The organism is uncultured Polaribacter sp. (assembly GCF_947503855.1).
Taxonomy (GTDB): Bacteria; Bacteroidota; Bacteroidia; order Flavobacteriales; family Flavobacteriaceae; genus Polaribacter.
Window position 1 is genome coordinate 250,932 of record NZ_CANNFF010000002.1, and the last position, 19,017, is coordinate 269,948.

The following is a 19,017-nucleotide window of genomic DNA, read 5'->3' on the forward strand; positions in this document are numbered from 1 at the left end:
GAAATATCTATTTTTTAATTTTTAATAAATATGATTAAAAAATTACTTTTTAGTATTCTTACTTTAACCTCTTTAATCTCTTTCTGTCAAGAAGCTTATTATAGTGATATTAATTTACAATTATCTGGTACAGATTTAAAAGATGCTTTAGCAACAAAAATTATTAGTACACACACAAATTTATTAAGTTACACTCCTGGTGTTTGGGAAGCTTCTAAGGTTACAGACAAAGATGTAGATGCATCTAAAGTTGTTTTAATTTATGGTTGGGAAAATGGTACTGACCAAGATATTACAAACGACAGAACTAGAGATAATTCTTTACAAGATAGAGGAAATGGTGATAACTTTGTTTGGAACAGAGAACATGTTTTTTCTAAATCTTTGGCAAGCCCAAGTTTGGTAACAAACAATCCAGGTTCTGGTAAAGATGCACACAACTTAAGACCTGCAGATAAAAACAGAAATTCAGAAAGAAATAATTTTAAATTTGCTTTAGTACTGGTAATTCTTCTCGTTCTAGCGTAACTTACAATGGTCCCGAAGGCCCAAATACAAGAGGTTGGTATCCTGGAGATGAATGGAAAGGTGATGTTGCTAGAATTATTATGTACATGTACCTTCGTTACGGAGACCAATGTTTGCCTACTGCTGTAGGTGTTGGGAGTAATCAATTTACGCCAGATGACATGATTGATTTATTCTTAAAATGGAATGTAGAAGACCCCGTTTCAGACTTTGAAAAAGCTCGTAATACATTTCATGAAAATACTTCGAATACTTATGCGCAAGGAAATAGAAACCCTTTTATAGATAACCCATATTTAGCAACTAGAATTTGGGGCGGAGATGCAGCACAAGATACTTGGGGTATTTACACTAGTAGTGATACATAAGCACCTACTAAGCCTACAAATGTAACTTTAAGCAATATAACTTTAACATCAATCGATTTAAACTGGACAGCTTCTACAGATGATGTTGGTGTTATAGGTTATAATGTTTATGTTAATGATGTTTTAACAAAACAAACTACAACAACAAATACTTCTATAACAGATTTAGAAGCAGGCACATCTTATAGCTTTAAAGTTGTTGCCAAAGATCAAATTAATAGATCTGAAGCAAGTGACATAGTTACAAGACAAACATTATCGGACACAACAGCTCCAACTGTACCTAATAATGTTACAATTACAAATATTACAGATAGCTCTTTCATGGTAAACTGGTCTGCATCAACAGATAATAATGCCGTTGTAAGTTATGACGTTTATTTAGATGATTCTTTTCACGCAAATACAACAGAAACAAATTATACAATCATAAATTTATCAACATCTACTACTTATCGTATAACTGTATTAGCTAAAGACAAAGACAATAATATGTCTGCAAAATCTGCAGCAGCTAGCGCAACAACTACAGATGGTTCTTCTGGTGGTACTGCAACAGAATTATTTATTTCTGAATATGTTGAAGGAAATGGAGGCACTAACAAAGCAATTGAAATTGTTAACCTAACAGGTAGTACAGTAGATCTTGATGGATATGTTTTAAAATTAGAAAGAAATGGATCTGGTGTTTGGACCACACCTTTAGCTTTAGATAAAGGATCTGTAAAAAGTATTGTTCCTGGTGATGTTTTTGTTGTTGGTAACGGAGATAACTCTGCTCCAGAATTACAACCATATTCTGCATCTAATCCAAATGGACAAGTAGATTTAGTACAACCAAATAACCTTGACACAAACTATGGTCAACCAGTAAACTTTAATGGTGATGACGCAGTTGCTTTATTTAAAGATGATGTATTAATTGATATAATTGGCGTTTTTGGAAATAGCGAAAAATTTGCCATTAACGTAACATTAAGAAGAAACGAAGATATTACTGCACCTAACACTACCTTTGATAAAACAGCTGAATGGACTGCTTTTCCTGAAAACACATTTAACGGCGTTGGAAGTCACACTGTAACTCTAAGTACAAATTCAGAGGCTTTAAACGGTTTCAAAATGTATCCAAACCCGGTTACAGGAAACAAGTTATTTTTTAATATCAACGAAAAAGCAACTATAAATATTTATAATGTCCTAGGTAAATTGGTACAATCAGAAACAATAAAAAACGTAAACAGTTCTATAAACGTTTCCAAGTTATCTAAAGGGATGTATTTATTAAAATTATATACGCAAAACCAATCGATCAGTAAAAAGTTTATCAAACAATAAAAATTAAATAGTAAAATTTAAAAGACGACTATTTTTAGTCGTCTTTTTTTTTTGTTAAAAACCTATTGAAAAACTATATAATTTCGAGTAAATAAATCCTTTAAATTCAATTGAAAAAAAGTAAATTTGCGCTATAAAGACAATATGTAAATACAACTATACAATGATTTATTTCTTTGGAAACGTAAATAGCAAAGTTTTTGCTGTTCAAACAACAAAAGAATTCTCTACAGAAACCATCAACAAACTAACTTGGTTATTTGGCAACCAGCCAAAAATAGAAGCGTCAACAATAGACGCTTTTTTTGTTGGTCCAAGAGCAGCAATGATAACACCTTGGAGTACAAATGCTGTAGAAATTACTCAAAACATGGGGATTTCTGACATCCTTAGAATTGAAGAATTTACTACTGTTTCAGAAGACTTTACAGATTATGATCCAATGATTTCAGAGAAATTTAAAGGTTTACATCAAGACAGTTTTACCATAAAAATAGCACCAGAAGCTATTTTAAATATCGATGATATTGCTGCTTATAATCAGCAAGAAGGGTTATCTTTAAGTGATGAAGAAGTTACTTATTTAGAAGGTGTTGCTAAAAAAATAGGTAGAAAATTAACAGATTCTGAAGTATTTGGTTTTAGCCAAGTAAACTCAGAGCACTGTAGACATAAAATTTTTAACGGAACTTTTATCATTGATGGTGTAGAGCAACCCTCCTCCCTATTTAAAATGATTAAAGAAACATCTAAAGAAAACCCAAATGATATTGTTTCTGCATACAAAGACAATGTAGCGTTTATTAAAGGGCCAAAAGTAGAAGAGTTTGCACCTAAAAAACCAGAAGTTCCAGAATTTTATCAAACAAAAGAGTTTGAATCTGTAATTTCTTTAAAAGCAGAAACACACAACTTTCCTACCACAGTAGAACCTTTTAACGGAGCTGCAACTGGTTCTGGAGGAGAAATTAGAGATCGTTTAGCAGGTGGTAAAGGTTCTTTACCTTTGGCGGGTACAGCAGTATATTTTACCTCTTATTCTAGATTAGAAGAAAACAGACCTTGGGAAGATAAGTTTGAAGCCAGAAAATGGTTGTATCAAACTCCTATGGATATTTTAATTAAAGCTTCAAATGGAGCTTCTGACTTTGGTAATAAATTTGGGCAACCTTTAATTACAGGTTCTGTATTAACTTTTGAGCACGAAGAAAATGCATCTTCAAGTACTGCTAAACCAAGAAAATTAGGTTTCGATAAAGTAATTATGCAAGCTGGTGGGATTGGTTATGGTAAAGCAAATCAAGCGATAAAAGAGGTGCCAAAATCAGGCGATAAAATTGTAATACTTGGTGGGGAAAACTACAGAATTGGTATGGGGGGTGCAGCTGTTTCTTCTGCAGATACTGGTGAATTTGCTTCTGGAATTGAATTAAACGCAGTACAACGTTCAAACCCAGAAATGCAAAAACGTGCTGCAAACGCAGTTCGTGGAATGGTAGAAAGTGATGAGAATTTTATCGTTTCTATTCATGATCATGGTGCAGGTGGGCATTTAAATTGTTTATCTGAATTGGTAGAAGATACAGGAGGAAACATAGATTTAGACAAATTACCTGTTGGAGACCCAACTTTATCAGCAAAAGAAATTATTGGTAACGAATCTCAAGAGAGAATGGGATTGGTAATTGCTGAAAAACATTTAGACACTTTACATAAAATTGCAGATAGAGAACGCGCACCAATCTATAATGTTGGTGAAGTTACAGGAAATGATCGATTTACATTCGAATCTAAAACTACGGGTAAAAAACCAATGGATTTGGCATTAGAAGATATGTTTGGTTCATCACCAAAAACAATTATGACAGACAATACTGTTGTAAGAAATTATAAAAATCCTCGTTACAAAACCAAAAACTTAGAAATCTATTTAAAACAAGTTTTACAACTAGAAGCTGTTGCATGTAAAGATTGGTTAACAAACAAAGTAGATAGATGTGTAGGTGGTAAAGTTGCCAAACAACAATGTGTAGGCCCATTACAAATTCCTTTAAACAACGTGGGTGTAATGGCTTTAGATTATAAAGGTATAGAAGGTATTGCAACCACTGTTGGCCACTCTCCTATTTCTGGATTAATTCATCCAGAAGCTGGAAGTAGAAATGCGATTACAGAAGCATTAACCAATATTATTTGGGCACCTTTAAAAGATAATTTAAAAAGTGTTTCATTATCTGCAAACTGGATGTGGCCTTGTAAAAACGAAGGTGAAGACGCACGCTTATACAGCGCTGTAAAGGCTGTTTCAGAATTTTCTATTGATTTAGGGATCAATGTTCCAACAGGAAAAGATTCGCTTTCTATGAAACAAAAATATCCTGATGGAGATGTAATTTCTCCAGGAACTGTAATTATTTCTGCAGCTGGAAATTGTAACGAAATTACAAAAGTAGTAGAACCTGTTTTACAAGTAGATGGTGGTAATATTTATTACATAAACGTATCTCAAGACGAATATAAATTAGGAGGTAGTTCTTTCAATCAAACTTTAAATGCGATTGGTAGTGAAACACCCGATGTTACAAATCCTTCTTATGTAAAGAAAACGTTTAACACAATTCAAAAATTGATAAAAAGCGATAAAATTGTTGCAGGACATGATATTGCTTCTGGTGGATTTATTACCACTTTATTAGAAATGTGTTTCGCTGATGTAAATTTAGGGGCAGATTTCGATATTTCTGAATTAAATGAAGAAGATTCTATCAAAATTCTTTTTTCTGAAAATGCAGGTATTGTTTTTCAAGCAGATAATTCTATAGAAAGTATTTTAGAAGAAGCTGGTATTTCAGCATTTAAAATTGGTACTGCAAATAATTCAGGTACAGTTACTATTAAAAACAAACAAGAGAATTTTTCTTTTGATGTTGCGCATTTAAGAGATGTTTGGTACAAAACCTCGTATTTATTAGACCAAAAACAAACTGCTAATAATTTAGCAAAAGATAGATTTGACAATTATAAAAATCAACCTTTACAATACACTTTTCCTAAGAATTTTACAGGTAAACTTCCTGCAACAGAAAATACAAGACCTAAAGCAGCAATTATTCGTGAAAAAGGTTCTAACTCAGAACGTGAAATGGCAAATGCCATGTATTTAGCAGGTTTTGATGTAAAAGATGTACACATGACAGATTTAATTTCTGGTCGTGAAAATTTAAAAGACATCCAATTTATTGGAGCTGTAGGTGGTTTTTCTAATTCAGATGTTTTGGGTTCTGCAAAAGGTTGGGCAGGTGCATTTAAGTATAATGAAAAAGCGAATATTACCCTACAAAATTTCTTTAAGAGAAAAGATACTTTGTCTGTAGGTATTTGTAATGGTTGTCAATTATTTATGGAATTAGAATTGATTAATCCAGAACATAAAGTACATGGTAAAATGCATCATAACGATTCACATAAGCACGAAAGTTCATTTACTTCAGTAAAAATTAAAGAAAACAATTCAGTAATGTTAAGCTCTTTAGCAGGTACAGAGTTAGGTGTTTGGATTTCTCATGGTGAAGGAAAATTTAACTTACCAGAAAGTGAAGAAAATTACAACATTGTTGCCAAATATGGCTATGAAGGTTACCCTAACAACCCCAATGGTTCAGATTATAACACAGCTATGTTGACTGATAAAACAGGGCGTCATTTAGTTACAATGCCACATATAGAGCGTTCTACTTTTCAATGGAACTGGGCCAACTATCCAAAGGGAAGAAAAGACGAAGTAACACCTTGGTTAGAAGCATTTGTAAATGCGAAAAATTGGATTTTAGAGAATAAAAAAAGTTAAAACAAATTTCAGTACAATAAAAAAGACCACATTAAAAGTTGGTCTTTTTTTTTAATAAACACTTAGCGACAAATTAATTCATTAAAAAAAAATAAATTAAGTGTCACAAATAAAAAATTAAGTGGTCTTTTTATAAAACAATTCAAAATTCAATATAAAATGAAACATAAAATTACACTACTAATATTTAGTTTATTTCTTTCAACAACTTTTTCTTTTGCTCAAAAAACAATAGAGGCTTCAGATATTATGCAAGATGTAAAAAATGGAAAATCTATATCTTATAAAAACACTACCATTGTTGGTGTTTTAGATTTTACTTACATGGATGATGCTTTAGATAAATTACCAGAAAGAAAGAAAAAAAGTGGTTGGTTTAATTGGAGCTCTAACAACTACTCTACTAACCAAGTTAAAAAAATGATCGATGTAAACATATCTTTTGTAAACTGTATATTTAAGGGTGATGTTTTAGCTTACATTCCTCATGAAGACTCTGGCTATACATTTACAGCAAGTTTTAAAGGTGATGTTATTTTTACCAACTGTAATTTCGAAAGAAAAGCCATGTTTAAGTACTCTCGTTTCGAAAAGGAAGCAGATTTTTCTAAAAGTATGTTTGATGATGACACCTCTTTTAAATACGCTAAATTTGACGACAAATCTAGTTTTTCAAACACTACTTTCGATGAAATTGCAACATTTAAATATGCAAAATTTAGCAGTAACATAAGTTTTTCCAACGCTTTATTTAAAGATGCAGCTACCTTTAAATATACAAAATTTCACGATGGTGTATCATTCAAAAACACAAAGTTTGAAGAAGACTTAAACATAAAATACATGCAAGTTTCTGGAGATTTTATTATTACTAACATGAATGTAGCCTATGATATAGACTCTAAATACACAAAAATTAACGGAAAAAGCTTTAGTAAGTATTTAATAGACGAAAAATAGGTATTCACACCCATATATTTGTAAACGTTTCTTAATAAATTGGTCGTAATAGACAACGTTGATTTTAGAGTCTTACAAAACCAAATAATGCGAACTTATTTATTAAAAGAAGCTAATGTGCTTTTTAAAAAAATAATTCTCCCAAATTATCATTTATAATGAGAGTGATTAATTTCTTTATTCTATAAGAAAAATCTATATAATTAATTATTTGTTAATAATAAATCTCTTTAAATAAGTATTTGTTAAATAGCTGTAAATTTCCTAATTTGCGTTAATCAAAACAAAACACATGTCCATAGAAATTAAAAGATTATTTGATTTTCCATATTACCAATTAGAAACCTATAATTTAAATAAAGCATTTACCACAAAACACCACAGTGGTTGGCAAAGTATTTCTACACAAGAATATATAGATCAAGCCAATAAAATTAGTAGAGGCTTACTTAGTTTGGGCATAAAAGCAAACGATAAAATTGCTGTAATTTCTAGTACAAACAGAACAGAATGGAATATTTGCGACATTGGAGTATTGCAAATAGGTGCACAAAATGTACCAATTTATCCAACTATCTCTAAAGAAGATTACGAATATGTATTAAATCACTCAGAATCAATTTATTGTTTTGTTTCTGATATAGAGGTATTAGAAAAAGTAAATACAATAAAGAAAAACACTAAATTAAAGGGTGTTTTTACTTTTGATGATATTGCTAGTGAAAAATCGTGGAAAGAACTTTTAAAAGCAGGAGAAGATACATCTTTAGATACAGAATTAGAAGCACGAAAAAAAGCGGTAAAGACAGAAGATTTAGCAACTTTAATTTATACTTCTGGCACAACAGGAAAACCAAAAGGTGTGATGTTATCTCATAAAAACATTGTTACAAATGTTTTAGCTTCTAAAGAAAGAGTACCTTTAGATTATGGTAAAGATATAGGTTTAAGTTTTTTACCAGTTTGCCATATTTTTGAACGTATGATATTGTACTTATATCAATATTGTGGCGTTTCTGTATACTTTGCAGAAAGCATAGAAAAACTCTCTGAAAACGCCCAAGAAATAAAACCAAACGTAATGACAGCCGTACCACGTTTGTACGAAAAAATTTACGATAAAATTATTTTAAAAGGAGAAGCCTTATCTGGTATTAAAAAAGCACTTTTCTTTTGGGCGGTTAATCTAGGCTTAAATTACAAACCCAATGGTGAAAATGGATGGTGGTATGAAAAAAAATTAAAAATTGCTAAAAAATTAATATTTTCTAAATGGCAAGCTGCTTTGGGTGGCCAACTAAAATTAATGGTTTCTGGTAGTGCAGCATTACAACCAAGATTAACCAAAGTTTTTACGGCTGCTGGTATGCCTATTATGGAAGGTTATGGATTAACGGAAACATCTCCTGTTGTATCTGTAAATGATCAAAGAAACAATGGTTTTAGAGTTGGTACTGTTGGTAAAGTAATTAAAGATGTAGACGTAAAGATTGCAGAAAATGGTGAAATTTTAGTAAAAGGACCAAATGTAATGATGGGCTATTATAAAGATGAAGAAAAATCTGCTTCAGTTTTAAAAAATGGATACTTTCATACAGGTGACAAAGGAGAGTTTGATAAAGATGGTTTCTTAAAAATTACAGGTAGAACCAAAGAAATGTTTAAAACTTCGGGTGGTAAATACGTAGTACCACCACTTTTAGAAGGCGATTTAAAACAATCTTTATTTATAGAACAAGTAATGGTTGTTGGCGAAGGAGAAAAAATGCCAGCAGCAATAATACAACCCAATTTCGAGTTTATTGTAGGTTGGATTAAACACAAAGAATTAAATATTGGTACTTCTAACGAAGAAATTGCAAATTCTGAAATTGTAATTAAAAGAATTCAAAAAGAAGTAGATAAGTGTAATAAAAATTTCGGTAAATGGGAACAGATTAAACGTTTTGAACTAACACCTAATGTTTGGTCTATAGATGAGGGCCATTTAACACCTACCATGAAAATGAAACGAGAAATTATAAAAGATATTTATAAACATTTATACGAGAAAATTTATAGAGATTAACAAGAAAGCCTTACAAAATGTAAGGCTTTTTTTATATCGTGATAATATCGTTATTAAATATAAAGAGTAATTTACCAGACTTAATTAACTAAAATCTTAGTATTATATTTTTACAAACCCCTATAAATACTAAGAAAATTAGCTGATAATATTTTTAAATTCATTTAATATTTGTAGTATTGTAGTAGTAAAATATCTATATTTTGAAAAAAACAAACGATAATACATCTTGGAAAGAGAAACTTCATGAAGTTATTTATGAGGCAGACACCAAAGAAGGTAAATTATTTGATGTTATTTTATTGATTGCCATTATTGCCAGCATATTATTGGTAATATTAGAAAGTGTTAAAAGTTTTGATGCAAAGTATCATGACTTTTTAAATATAAGCGAATGGATTATTACCATCTTATTTTCTATAGAGTATATTTTGCGTATTATTTCTATAAAAAAACCATTGAAGTACATTTTTAGTTTTTATGGTGTGATAGATTTTTTATCAACCATCCCAAAATACTTATCGTTTATTCTGGTAGGAACACATAGTTTAGTTGCTCTAAGAGCGTTAAGGCTGTTACGTGTTTTTAGAATTTTAAAATTAGGTCGTTATATAGGTGCTTCTAATAGATTAATAGTAGCTTTAAGAGCTAGTAAAGCTAAAATTGCAGTTTTCTTATTTTTTGTTGTAATTGTATGTATTATTTTAGGTACTGTTATGTATTTGATAGAAGGTGAAGAAAATGGTTTTACCAATATACCTGTTAGTATATATTGGGCAATTGTAACTTTAACCACTGTTGGTTTTGGCGATATTGCTCCACAAACACCACTTGGTCAATTAATTGCAAGTGTTATTATGATTTTAGGCTATTCTATAATTGCCATACCTACAGGAATTGTAAGTTCTGAAATGACAAAATCTGAAAGTGACAATAAAGATTATAATACACAATCTTGTCCTTCTTGTTTAAAAGATTCACATAAAGAAAATGCTACTTTTTGTTACAATTGTGGTAGTGTTTTAAATTAAAATGAAAGAAACTAAAAACACCTTACTTGTTGTTGTTGGTCCTACAGCGATTGGCAAAACCGCTTTAAGTATTCAGTTAGCCAATACCTTTGATACAAGTATCATTTCTTGTGATTCTAGGCAATTTTATAAAGAAATGAGCATTGGAACTGCTGTACCAGAACCAGCAGAACTTGCTGCTGCAAAACATTACTTTATACAAGATAGAAGTATTTTTGATACATATAATGTAGGGGAATTTGAAAGAGATGCTCTAAAAAAATTAGACGAACTTTTTAAAGAAAATCCCATTCAAATAATGGTTGGTGGTAGTGGTTTATATGTTGATGCTGTTTTAAAAGGCTTAGATTATTTCCCTGAAGTACCTTTGAAGATAAGAGAAGAATTGACAGAAAAACTACATAAAGAAGACTTAGAAACATTACAAAAACAACTAAAAGAATTAGATTTAGAAACGTATAATACTATAGAGTTAGAAAATCCACATAGGGTTTTAAGAGCATTAGAAGTATGTGTTAGTTCTGGCACACCCTACTCTACTTTTAAAAATAAACCCAAAAAACCAAGAAATTTTAATGTAATTAAAGTGGGTTTAAATGCTGACAGAAGTATTATTTACGATAGAATAAACAAACGGGTGGACCAAATGATAGCAAACGGTTTATTAGAAGAAGCTAAAAAATTATATCCTCAAAAAAACTTAAACGCACTACAAACAGTAGGTTATAGAGAGTTATTTTCTTTTTTTGATGATACTTTTACCAAAGAATTTGCCATATCTGAAATTAAAAAAAATACTCGAAGATTTGCCAAAAGACAATTAACTTGGTTTAAAAGAGACGCATCAACATTATGGTTTGATTATAAAACAGATTTACAAGAAATTGTGTTAACCATAAAAAAGAAATTAGATATTTAACTTTTTTATGTGTTTGATATTTTAGTAAACCCTACTCTTTTATATCTTTGCGGATTCAAAATAACATTATGAAACTAAAAATTACCTTATTATTAACTGCATTTTTAAGTGTAAATGCAATTGCACAAACAAAAGTTGGTACTATCGATAGCGATTATATTATAAATTATATGCCTGAGGCTAAAACAGTTGTAGGAATGGTACAGAATTATGGTGCAAAATTAGATTCCTCTTTTGTAATTAAAGTAGAAGACTTTAAAGAAAAATTAGAAGCCTACAAAGCCAAAGAAAAAGAAATGGGAGAACTTGAAAAAAAAGTTACTCAAAAAGAGTTGAATGAATTAGAGGCAAATATTCAACAATACCAAAAAAACGGGAATACGTTAATGGGCTTAAAAAGAGACGAATTAATGAGACCTCTTTATAAAAAACTTAATGATGCTATTTCTTGGGTAGCTAAAGAAAATGGTTACACACAAGTATTAACTACAACTGGTAACCAATTTGCTTATATAGATGAAAAATTTGATATTACAACTTTAGTTATAAAAAAATTAGGAATTGTAATTCCAAAAGAAAAAAAATAAACAAATAAGTTTTAAAAAAAATCCTCATATTTTTTAAGCATGAGGATTTTTTTTATTCGTATTGTTTCATTTCTTCGTCGTAAAAAGCACCAGCTTTATCCATCAAATCTGCTAATTCTGTAGCAATATCTTCTTCATTTTCTCCGGTTAAATCTTCAAACCATTCTACTTCGTCATCTTTTAGGTTGATAACAAATCTGGGAAACTCTGTATGCAATACAAAAATATCATCAGGAAAATAGCTGTTATCTGCAAGTAAAAATTTTGGTAAATTCATGTTTTTGTAATTATCTTTTTTAAACTATTGTAATTGTTTTTTCTTTATTTGCTATTAATCTTAAAGTTAAGGAATTAAATCTAATAAATAACAAAATTGAAGCTGTTGTTAAGCCTGCTAATAATCCTAGCCAAATACCAAAACTACCATACATATCTTCCTTTCCTAAAAAGTAAGAAACAGGAAAACCTACTACCCAATAAGAAATAAAAGTTAAAATAGTTGGTATTTTTACGTCTTGTAAACCTCTTAAAGCCCCTAAAACAACCACTTGTATACTATCCGAAATTTGAAAAAAAGCAGCTGCTAATAATAAATTAGACGCAATTTTTAACACCTCTGTATTGTCTTTAAAATTGGCAGCATCATTTAAATCTACATAAATATTGGGCAAACTTTTATGAAAAATAAAGAATATAATTGCAAAGATGGTTGCTAATAACACTCCTAATAAAAATATAGAAAATGCTATTCTACGCAACTCTTTATAATTTTGCAATCCTTTTTGATTACCAACTCTAATCATAGAAGCCACACTTAAACCCATAGCTACCATAAATGTCATAGAAGATAAGTTTAAAGCAATTTGGTTAGCTGCTTGCGGATTTTTACCCAACAAACCACTTAACCAAATGGCTGCAGTAAAAATAGCTACTTCAAAAAACATTTGCATGGCACTTAAAGAGCCTAGATTTATAATTTTTTTGATCATAAAAAAATCAATAACAAAGAGTTGAATATTTTTTACAATTCTGCCTGAACGTTCTTTAAATCTTAATAATAACCACAAATAAATGACCATAATAATTCTAGAAACTAAAGTACCATAAGCTGCTCCAACTATGCCCATTTCTGGAAAGCCAAATTTTCCAAAAATTAAAATATAATTTAAAAAGATATTTACAATATTAGCCAATAAAGTAGCGTACATAGGATATCTAGTCATAGACATGCCATCACTAAATTGCTTTATAGCCTGAAAAATAATTAAAGGTATTAAAGAAAAAGCCACCAAATCTAAATAAGGTATTGCCAAAGCAACTACTTCTTCTGGTTGCTGCATTAAAAACATTAATGGCTTAGAAAAAAATACTAATAAAAATAATAAAATTCCTAAAGTTGTACATAATATAAGACCATGTTTGTAAGCTGATCTTGCTTGTGTTAAGTTATCAGAAGAATCTGCTTCTGCTATTAGAGGAGTAATGGCTGTAGAAAAACCAATACCAATAGACATCGCAATAAACATAAAACTATTACCTAAAGAAACAGCAGCCAATTCTGCTGTACCTAACTGCCCAACCATAATGTTATCTATAAAACTCACAAATGTGTGCCCTAACATACCTAACATTACTGGTGCGGCCAGTTTCCAATTGTACTTAAACTCAGATGTGTATTGAGAAATATTCAAAAAAAAAGTTTTTTTCTTTTTGCGAAGATACATATTATCACTAAAAAAAAGGGGTTAGAACTTATTGGTTTTTACTTAATTTTTTGAATAAAAATAATTACTTTTGAAAAACATAAGAAATACAAAAAATGGCAAATATCACGTTAAAAGGAAACGCAATAAACACAATAGGTAATTTACCAGAAGTTGGTAGCAAAGCACCTGAATTTAATTTAAAAACAATAGATTTAAATACAAAAAAACAATCTGATTTTGAAGGTAAAAAAGTTGTATTAAATGTTTTTCCTTCTATTGACACTGGTACTTGCGCTACGTCTGTTAGAGAATTTAACAAAAAAGCAGCAGAACTAAACAATACTATTGTTTTATGTATTTCTAAAGATTTACCCTTTGCACAAGCACGTTTTTGTGGTGCAGAAGGTATAGAAAATGTAGAAATGTTGTCTGATTTTGCTACAGGTAGTTTTGGTAAAGATTATCAATTAGAAATTAAAGATGGGCCATTAGCTCACTTACACTCTAGAGCTGTTATAGTTTTAGATGAAAATGCAAATGTAGTATATACAGAACAAGTATCTGAAATTGCAGATGAGCCTAATTACGAAGCCGCTTTAAAAGCTATTTAATTGTATGAAAAACCCAAATGATAGTTTTATTAAAGGTAGAATACGTAGTTTAAAATTCGCTTTTAAAGGTGCATGGCTTTTAATAACTACAGAAGACAGTATAATAGCACAAATTTTTGTGGCAGTTATAGCTACTGTTTTAGGTTTTTACTTTCAGATTTCTAACATAGAATGGATGATTCAGCTTTTAGCAATAGGCCTGGTTTTAGTGGCAGAATCTTTAAATACAGCTGTAGAAAAAGTGGCTGATTTTGTACATCCAGATTTTCATATAAAAATAGGGTTTATAAAAGATATTGCAGCTGGAGCACCTACTTTTGCTGCTGTTATTTCTTTAATTATTGCTGGTATTATATACATTCCAAAAATCAATTTGCTATTTTAGCAAACACTCTATAAAACATTTTAATATTTAATGGCAAAAAAGAAACTTAGCAGTAAAAAAACAATAACTTCAACAGATGAAAAAACAAATATGTTAGCGTTTTTAAAAACAAAACAAGCAAAAACTATCATTGCTGTATTTTTAATGTCTTTCGCTATTTTTTTGTGTATTGCTTTTATTTCCTTTTTCTTTAACTGGCAAGAAGACCAAAGCACACTAACAAAACTTACAGATAAAGCTGTTAAAAGTAAAAACTTGTTAGGTAAAATTGGGGCTAGTTTAAGTCACTTTTTTATATACAAAAGCTTCGGAATTGCTTCGTTTATAATTGCCTTTCAAATATTCTTAACAGGTTTATACATCCTTTTTCAAAAAAAACTCTCAAAAATTGTTATTTCTTGGAATTGGGCGTTAATTGCAATGCTTTGGCTTTCTGTAACTTTAGGTTTTTTTAACACTAAACTTGCACTTTTAGCTGGTATTGTGGGTTTCGAAATGAACGAATACCTACAAACTTTTATAGGACAAACAGGGTTAGCTATTGTATTAATTTTCTTTTTTATAACGTATTTAGTAATTCGCTATAAAGTTAGTTTTGATGCACTTATAAATAAAATTAAACAAAAAAGAGAGGCTGCAAAAACAGCTAAACTAGCAGAAACTAATGCTTTTGAAACCACTACAAATAAAGAAAACACAAGTGAAGTTGTAGATACAGAAACTACAAACACCATTTCTTTTAAAAACGATAAAAAAGAAAAATCTGAGTTTGAAAAATCTCTCGAGGATTTAAAACCTACAATTTCTAAATATTCAGATGTTTCATCTAAAAAAGAGCAAGAAATACCTTTAGAAGTAGAAGAAAACTTAGAGCCTGTTCTAAAAACAGAAATTGCCAAAGAGGAAGAAACTGTTGCAATAGACATAGAAAAAGTTGAAGAAGAAGAAGCATCTACAGAAAACTTATCTGATAAATTGGTAAAAGATTTTGGTGAATTTGACCCAACATTAGAGCTCTCTAACTTTAAATTTCCAACATTTAATTTATTAAAACAATACAATGAGAGTATTTCTATTGATCCAGAAGAGTTAGAAGCAAATAAAGATCGAATTGTAGATACTTTAAAAAACTACAAAATTGGAATCGAAGAAATTAAAGCCACAGTTGGCCCAACAATTACCTTATACGAAATTGTTCCAGAAGCAGGAATTAGAATCTCTAAAATTAAGAATCTAGAAGACGATATTGCGCTTTCTCTAGCAGCCTTAGGAATTAGAATTATTGCACCAATTCCTGGTAAAGGCACCATTGGTATAGAAGTGCCTAATAAAAAATCTACCATTGTTTCTATGCATTCTGCCATTTCTTCTAAGAAATTTCAAGAATCAAATATGGAGTTACCTATTGCTTTGGGGAAAACGATTTCTAACGAAACCTTTGTGGTAGATTTGGCTAAAATGCCTCACCTTTTAATGGCTGGTGCTACAGGGCAAGGTAAATCTGTAGGATTAAATGCAGTACTAACATCTTTATTGTATAAAAAACATCCTGCTGAAGTAAAGTTTATTTTAGTAGATCCTAAAAAAGTAGAATTAACACTTTTTAATAAAATAGAACGTCATTATTTAGCAAAATTACCAGATACAGAAGAGGCTATTATTACAGATACAAGTAAAGTAGTAACTACCTTAAATTCTTTGTGTATAGAAATGGATAATCGTTACGATTTACTTAAAGTAGCTATGGTTCGTAACATAAAAGAATACAATGCTAAATTTAAAGCCAGAAAATTAAACCCTAATGACGGGCATCAATTTTTACCTTATATAGTTTTGGTTATCGATGAATTTGCTGATTTAATAATGACTGCTGGTAAAGAAGTAGAAACCCCAATTGCACGTTTGGCACAATTAGCCAGAGCCATAGGGATACATTTAATTGTGGCTACGCAAAGACCATCTGTAAATGTAATTACTGGTATCATTAAAGCGAATTTCCCTGCAAGAATTGCTTTTAGAGTAACCTCTAAAATAGATTCTAGAACCATTTTAGATGCACCTGGAGCAGACCAACTTATTGGACGTGGAGATTTATTGTTTTCTGGTGGAAATGAAATAAAAAGAATACAATGTGCCTTTGTAGATACACCAGAAGTAGAAAAAATAACCGATTTTATTGGTTCTCAAAAAGCCTATTCTGAAGCGTACCAATTACCAGAGTATGTAGATGATGAAAGTGGCACCAGTATTGATATTGATATAGAAGATAGAGATAAATTGTTTAGAGAAGCCGCAGAAATTATTGTTACAGCACAGCAAGGTTCTGCCTCTTTATTACAAAGAAAATTAAAATTAGGATATAATAGAGCTGGAAGATTGATAGATCAGTTAGAATCTGCTGGAATTGTTGGGGGTTTTGAAGGCAGTAAAGCAAGGCAAGTATTAGTAACAGATTTAGTGGCTCTTGATCAATTATTAGAAAATGAAAAAAATATTTAAAATGAAAAAAATAACAATTTTATTTTTAGGTTTATTTTTAACAACAGTTGCTTTTTCTCAAGATTCAGAAAAAGCAAAATCTTTATTAGATGAAGTTTCTGCAAAAATGGGAGCTTACAAAAACATGTACATTGGCTTTAGCCAGACATTAAGCAACGAAGATGCAGGGATTAAGGAAGGTGATGAACCCCCAATTAGAGGAGAAATCAACTTACAAGGAGAAAAATACAACTTAAATTACTTAGGAAATCAGTTTATTTACGATGGTAAAAACTTGCATGTTATCAATCATGATGAAAAAGAAATATCAATTTCTGAAGGAGATATAGAGGGTGATGATGGTTTTGTATATCCCTCAAAATTATTAACTTTTTACAAAGAGGGTTATACTTTTAAAATGGGAAAACTACAAAACACAAAAGGAAGAAAAATACAATATGTAATTCTAAACCCTAAAGATAGTAACTCAGAAATAATTCAAGTTGAATTGGGGATAGATGCAAAAACCAAGCATATTTATAAATTAATCCAAACAGGTACCAATGGTTCTAAAACCTCTTTTACAATTACAAAGTTTAAAAACAACGAAGATTTACCGAAAAACTTTTTCACTTTTAATAAAGACAAGTTTTTAAGTAATAATTATATAATTGACTAATTTTTTCAATTAACAATAAATTAGTAGCGTATTATTAATTAAGCAATTACTTTTGTTGCAATGAAAATTTTAGATAAATACATCTTAAAAAGCTTCTTAAAACCTTTTATAGCTACTTTTTTAATCGTGCTTTTTGTATTGGTAATGCAAATACTTTGGCAGATTTTTGAAAATGTAGCTGGCAAAGGAGTTAGTTTTATATTTATTTTTAAACTTTTATATTACACAACTTTAGGTATTGTACCACAAGCATTACCTATAGCCGTTTTACTATCTTCTATCATGACTTTGGGTAGCTTGGGCGAAAACTACGAGTTTGCAGCTGCTAAATCTGCTGGTATTTCATTACAACGCTTGGTAAGACCACTCATCATTTTAACACTAATTTTTAGTGGCATCAACTTCTTATTCTTAAATAATGTTTTTCCGTATGCAACTTTAAAGCAACGTAACCTTTACTATAATATCAAAAAGAAAAAACCTGCGTTAGCATTAGTTTCTGGTAGTTTTAATAGTGATATTCCAAATTATCAAATAAAATTTGAAGAGAAATACGGTGAAGAAGAAAATCTCTTAAAAAAGGTTTTAATTTACGATTTAAGCAACAGAAATGGTAATACAAAAGTAATTACTGCAGAAAGAGGTAAAATTTTATCAGAAGAAGGCAGTAGATATATGACCTTTATCTTATACAATGGATATTACTACGAAGATCATACAAAATCCACAAAGTCATCAGAAAAGCGAAAAAAAATGCCTGCTTCTCAGGCAACATTTAAAGAATATGAATTTAATATAGACATTTCTAATATAGTTGGAGATGGTAAATTAGACGAAGAAAGAGTTAAAAACAGCTATAATATGAGAACTCTAAATCAGTTAAATGATACCATACCAATTCTAAAAGCAAGTTATAACGAATTGTTAGCTGCAAGAGCAAAAACAATAACCAGTATTACTACTGCAAAAAAACTATACAAATACAAAGATTCTTTAAAAACAAAATTTATAGATTCAACGAATATTTTAAATAATTTTAACTTAAGAGAACAAATTAACATTTTAAATGCTGCAAAATCAAAAATAAATTCAGCTTTTAGCAATGTAAAAAACAATGTAGATGGCGTTAAATGGAAAAGAAAAATGTTAAACTTTTTCGATTCTGAATATTATGGTAGAATAGCCCTTTCTTTTTCATGCTTAATATTATTTTTTATTGGTGCTCCATTAGGCTCTATAATTAGGAAAGGTGGTTTTGGTTTGCCTATGATTTTGGCAATATGCATCTATGTACTCTACTTTTTTGGAAATACAATGGGTAAAAACTTAGCAGAAGAAAGTTCAATATCATCTTTGTTAGGTGCTTGGATTTCTACCATGGTTATGGTTCCTTTTGGTATTTTCTTAACTAAAAGGGCTACCAACGACAAAGGTATTTTTAATGTAGATGCCATTACACAACCTATCATTAATTTCTTCAAAAAATTTAAATCTAAAAAAGACATATAACTA

16 protein-coding genes and 1 pseudogene are annotated in these 19,017 nt (G+C 30.1%); 15 read left to right on the forward strand and 2 right to left on the reverse strand.

All coding sequences use genetic code 11. The features are described 5' to 3' along the window. The first annotated feature begins 30 nt into the window (after positions 1 to 30). The 10 genes and pseudogenes from Q0662_RS02550 (at position 31) to Q0662_RS02590 (ending at position 11,646) form a co-directional block, all read left to right on the forward strand. Positions 31 to 528, forward strand: a complete 498-nt coding sequence (locus Q0662_RS02550; RefSeq protein WP_298946863.1) for an endonuclease — start codon at positions 31 to 33, stop codon at positions 526 to 528. 80 nt (positions 529 to 608) lie between these two features. Further along, positions 609 to 896, forward strand: coding sequence for an endonuclease (locus Q0662_RS02555; RefSeq protein ID WP_298946865.1), 288 nt, complete (start codon positions 609 to 611; stop codon positions 894 to 896). Between the two features lie 21 nt (positions 897 to 917). Next, positions 918 to 1,109: pseudogene (locus tag Q0662_RS11995) on the forward strand (fibronectin type III domain-containing protein); the annotation flags it as partial. A 24-nt stretch (positions 1,110 to 1,133) separates the two neighbouring features. Continuing rightward, complete coding sequence (locus Q0662_RS02560; protein WP_298947039.1) at positions 1,134 to 2,234, forward strand: T9SS type A sorting domain-containing protein; 1,101 nt, start codon at positions 1,134 to 1,136, stop codon at positions 2,232 to 2,234. Positions 2,235 to 2,397: 163 nt separating this feature from the next. Next, a complete protein-coding gene (purL, locus tag Q0662_RS02565) occupies positions 2,398 to 6,081 on the forward strand; it encodes a phosphoribosylformylglycinamidine synthase (protein ID WP_298946867.1) in 3,684 nt (1,227 codons plus the stop codon). A gap of 159 nt (positions 6,082 to 6,240) precedes the next feature. Further along, the gene (locus Q0662_RS02570) at positions 6,241 to 7,041 is read left to right on the forward strand and encodes a pentapeptide repeat-containing protein (RefSeq protein ID WP_298946869.1); all 801 of its coding nucleotides are present in this window, start codon (positions 6,241 to 6,243) and stop codon (positions 7,039 to 7,041) included. 292 nt (positions 7,042 to 7,333) lie between these two features. After that, positions 7,334 to 9,109 (forward strand): long-chain fatty acid--CoA ligase, encoded by a 1,776-nt coding sequence (locus tag Q0662_RS02575; RefSeq protein ID WP_298946872.1) that lies wholly within the window; start codon positions 7,334 to 7,336, stop codon positions 9,107 to 9,109. Between the two features lie 203 nt (positions 9,110 to 9,312). After that, on the forward strand, positions 9,313 to 10,140 hold the full coding sequence (locus Q0662_RS02580) for an ion transporter (RefSeq protein ID WP_298946875.1): 828 nt from the start codon (positions 9,313 to 9,315) through the stop codon (positions 10,138 to 10,140). Position 10,141: 1 nt separating this feature from the next. After that, positions 10,142 to 11,059: a tRNA (adenosine(37)-N6)-dimethylallyltransferase MiaA gene (gene miaA, locus Q0662_RS02585; RefSeq protein WP_298946877.1), complete on the forward strand. Its 918-nt coding sequence runs from the start codon at positions 10,142 to 10,144 to the stop codon at positions 11,057 to 11,059. Positions 11,060 to 11,127: 68 nt separating this feature from the next. After that, positions 11,128 to 11,646 (forward strand): OmpH family outer membrane protein, encoded by a 519-nt coding sequence (locus Q0662_RS02590; protein ID WP_298946879.1) that lies wholly within the window; start codon positions 11,128 to 11,130, stop codon positions 11,644 to 11,646. Positions 11,647 to 11,698: 52 nt separating this feature from the next. Here Q0662_RS02590 and Q0662_RS02595 read toward each other — a convergent pair whose 3' ends face one another. After that, positions 11,699 to 11,923 (reverse strand): hypothetical protein, encoded by a 225-nt coding sequence (locus Q0662_RS02595; RefSeq protein WP_298946881.1) that lies wholly within the window; start codon positions 11,921 to 11,923, stop codon positions 11,699 to 11,701. 19 nt (positions 11,924 to 11,942) lie between these two features. Beyond that, the gene (locus Q0662_RS02600) at positions 11,943 to 13,337 is read right to left on the reverse strand and encodes an MATE family efflux transporter (protein WP_298946884.1); all 1,395 of its coding nucleotides are present in this window, start codon (positions 13,335 to 13,337) and stop codon (positions 11,943 to 11,945) included. A 128-nt stretch (positions 13,338 to 13,465) separates the two neighbouring features. On the opposite strand from Q0662_RS02600, the gene tpx reads away from it, so the two are divergent. The 5 genes from tpx to Q0662_RS02625 are packed head-to-tail and all read left to right on the forward strand — an operon-like array spanning position 13,466 to position 19,014. Further along, positions 13,466 to 13,963, forward strand: a complete 498-nt coding sequence (gene tpx / locus Q0662_RS02605; RefSeq protein WP_298946886.1) for a thiol peroxidase — start codon at positions 13,466 to 13,468, stop codon at positions 13,961 to 13,963. A 4-nt stretch (positions 13,964 to 13,967) separates the two neighbouring features. Further along, positions 13,968 to 14,348 carry a diacylglycerol kinase family protein gene (locus Q0662_RS02610; RefSeq protein WP_298946888.1) on the forward strand — a complete coding sequence of 127 codons (381 nt, stop codon included), beginning with the start codon at positions 13,968 to 13,970 and terminating at the stop codon, positions 14,346 to 14,348. A gap of 30 nt (positions 14,349 to 14,378) precedes the next feature. Next, the gene (locus Q0662_RS02615) at positions 14,379 to 16,847 is read left to right on the forward strand and encodes a DNA translocase FtsK (protein WP_298946890.1); all 2,469 of its coding nucleotides are present in this window, start codon (positions 14,379 to 14,381) and stop codon (positions 16,845 to 16,847) included. A 1-nt stretch (position 16,848) separates the two neighbouring features. Beyond that, positions 16,849 to 17,505 (forward strand): outer membrane lipoprotein carrier protein LolA, encoded by a 657-nt coding sequence (locus Q0662_RS02620; RefSeq protein WP_298946892.1) that lies wholly within the window; start codon positions 16,849 to 16,851, stop codon positions 17,503 to 17,505. A gap of 60 nt (positions 17,506 to 17,565) precedes the next feature. Then, the gene (locus Q0662_RS02625; protein WP_298946894.1) at positions 17,566 to 19,014 is read left to right on the forward strand and encodes an LptF/LptG family permease; all 1,449 of its coding nucleotides are present in this window, start codon (positions 17,566 to 17,568) and stop codon (positions 19,012 to 19,014) included. The last annotated feature ends 3 nt before the right edge of the window (positions 19,015 to 19,017 follow it).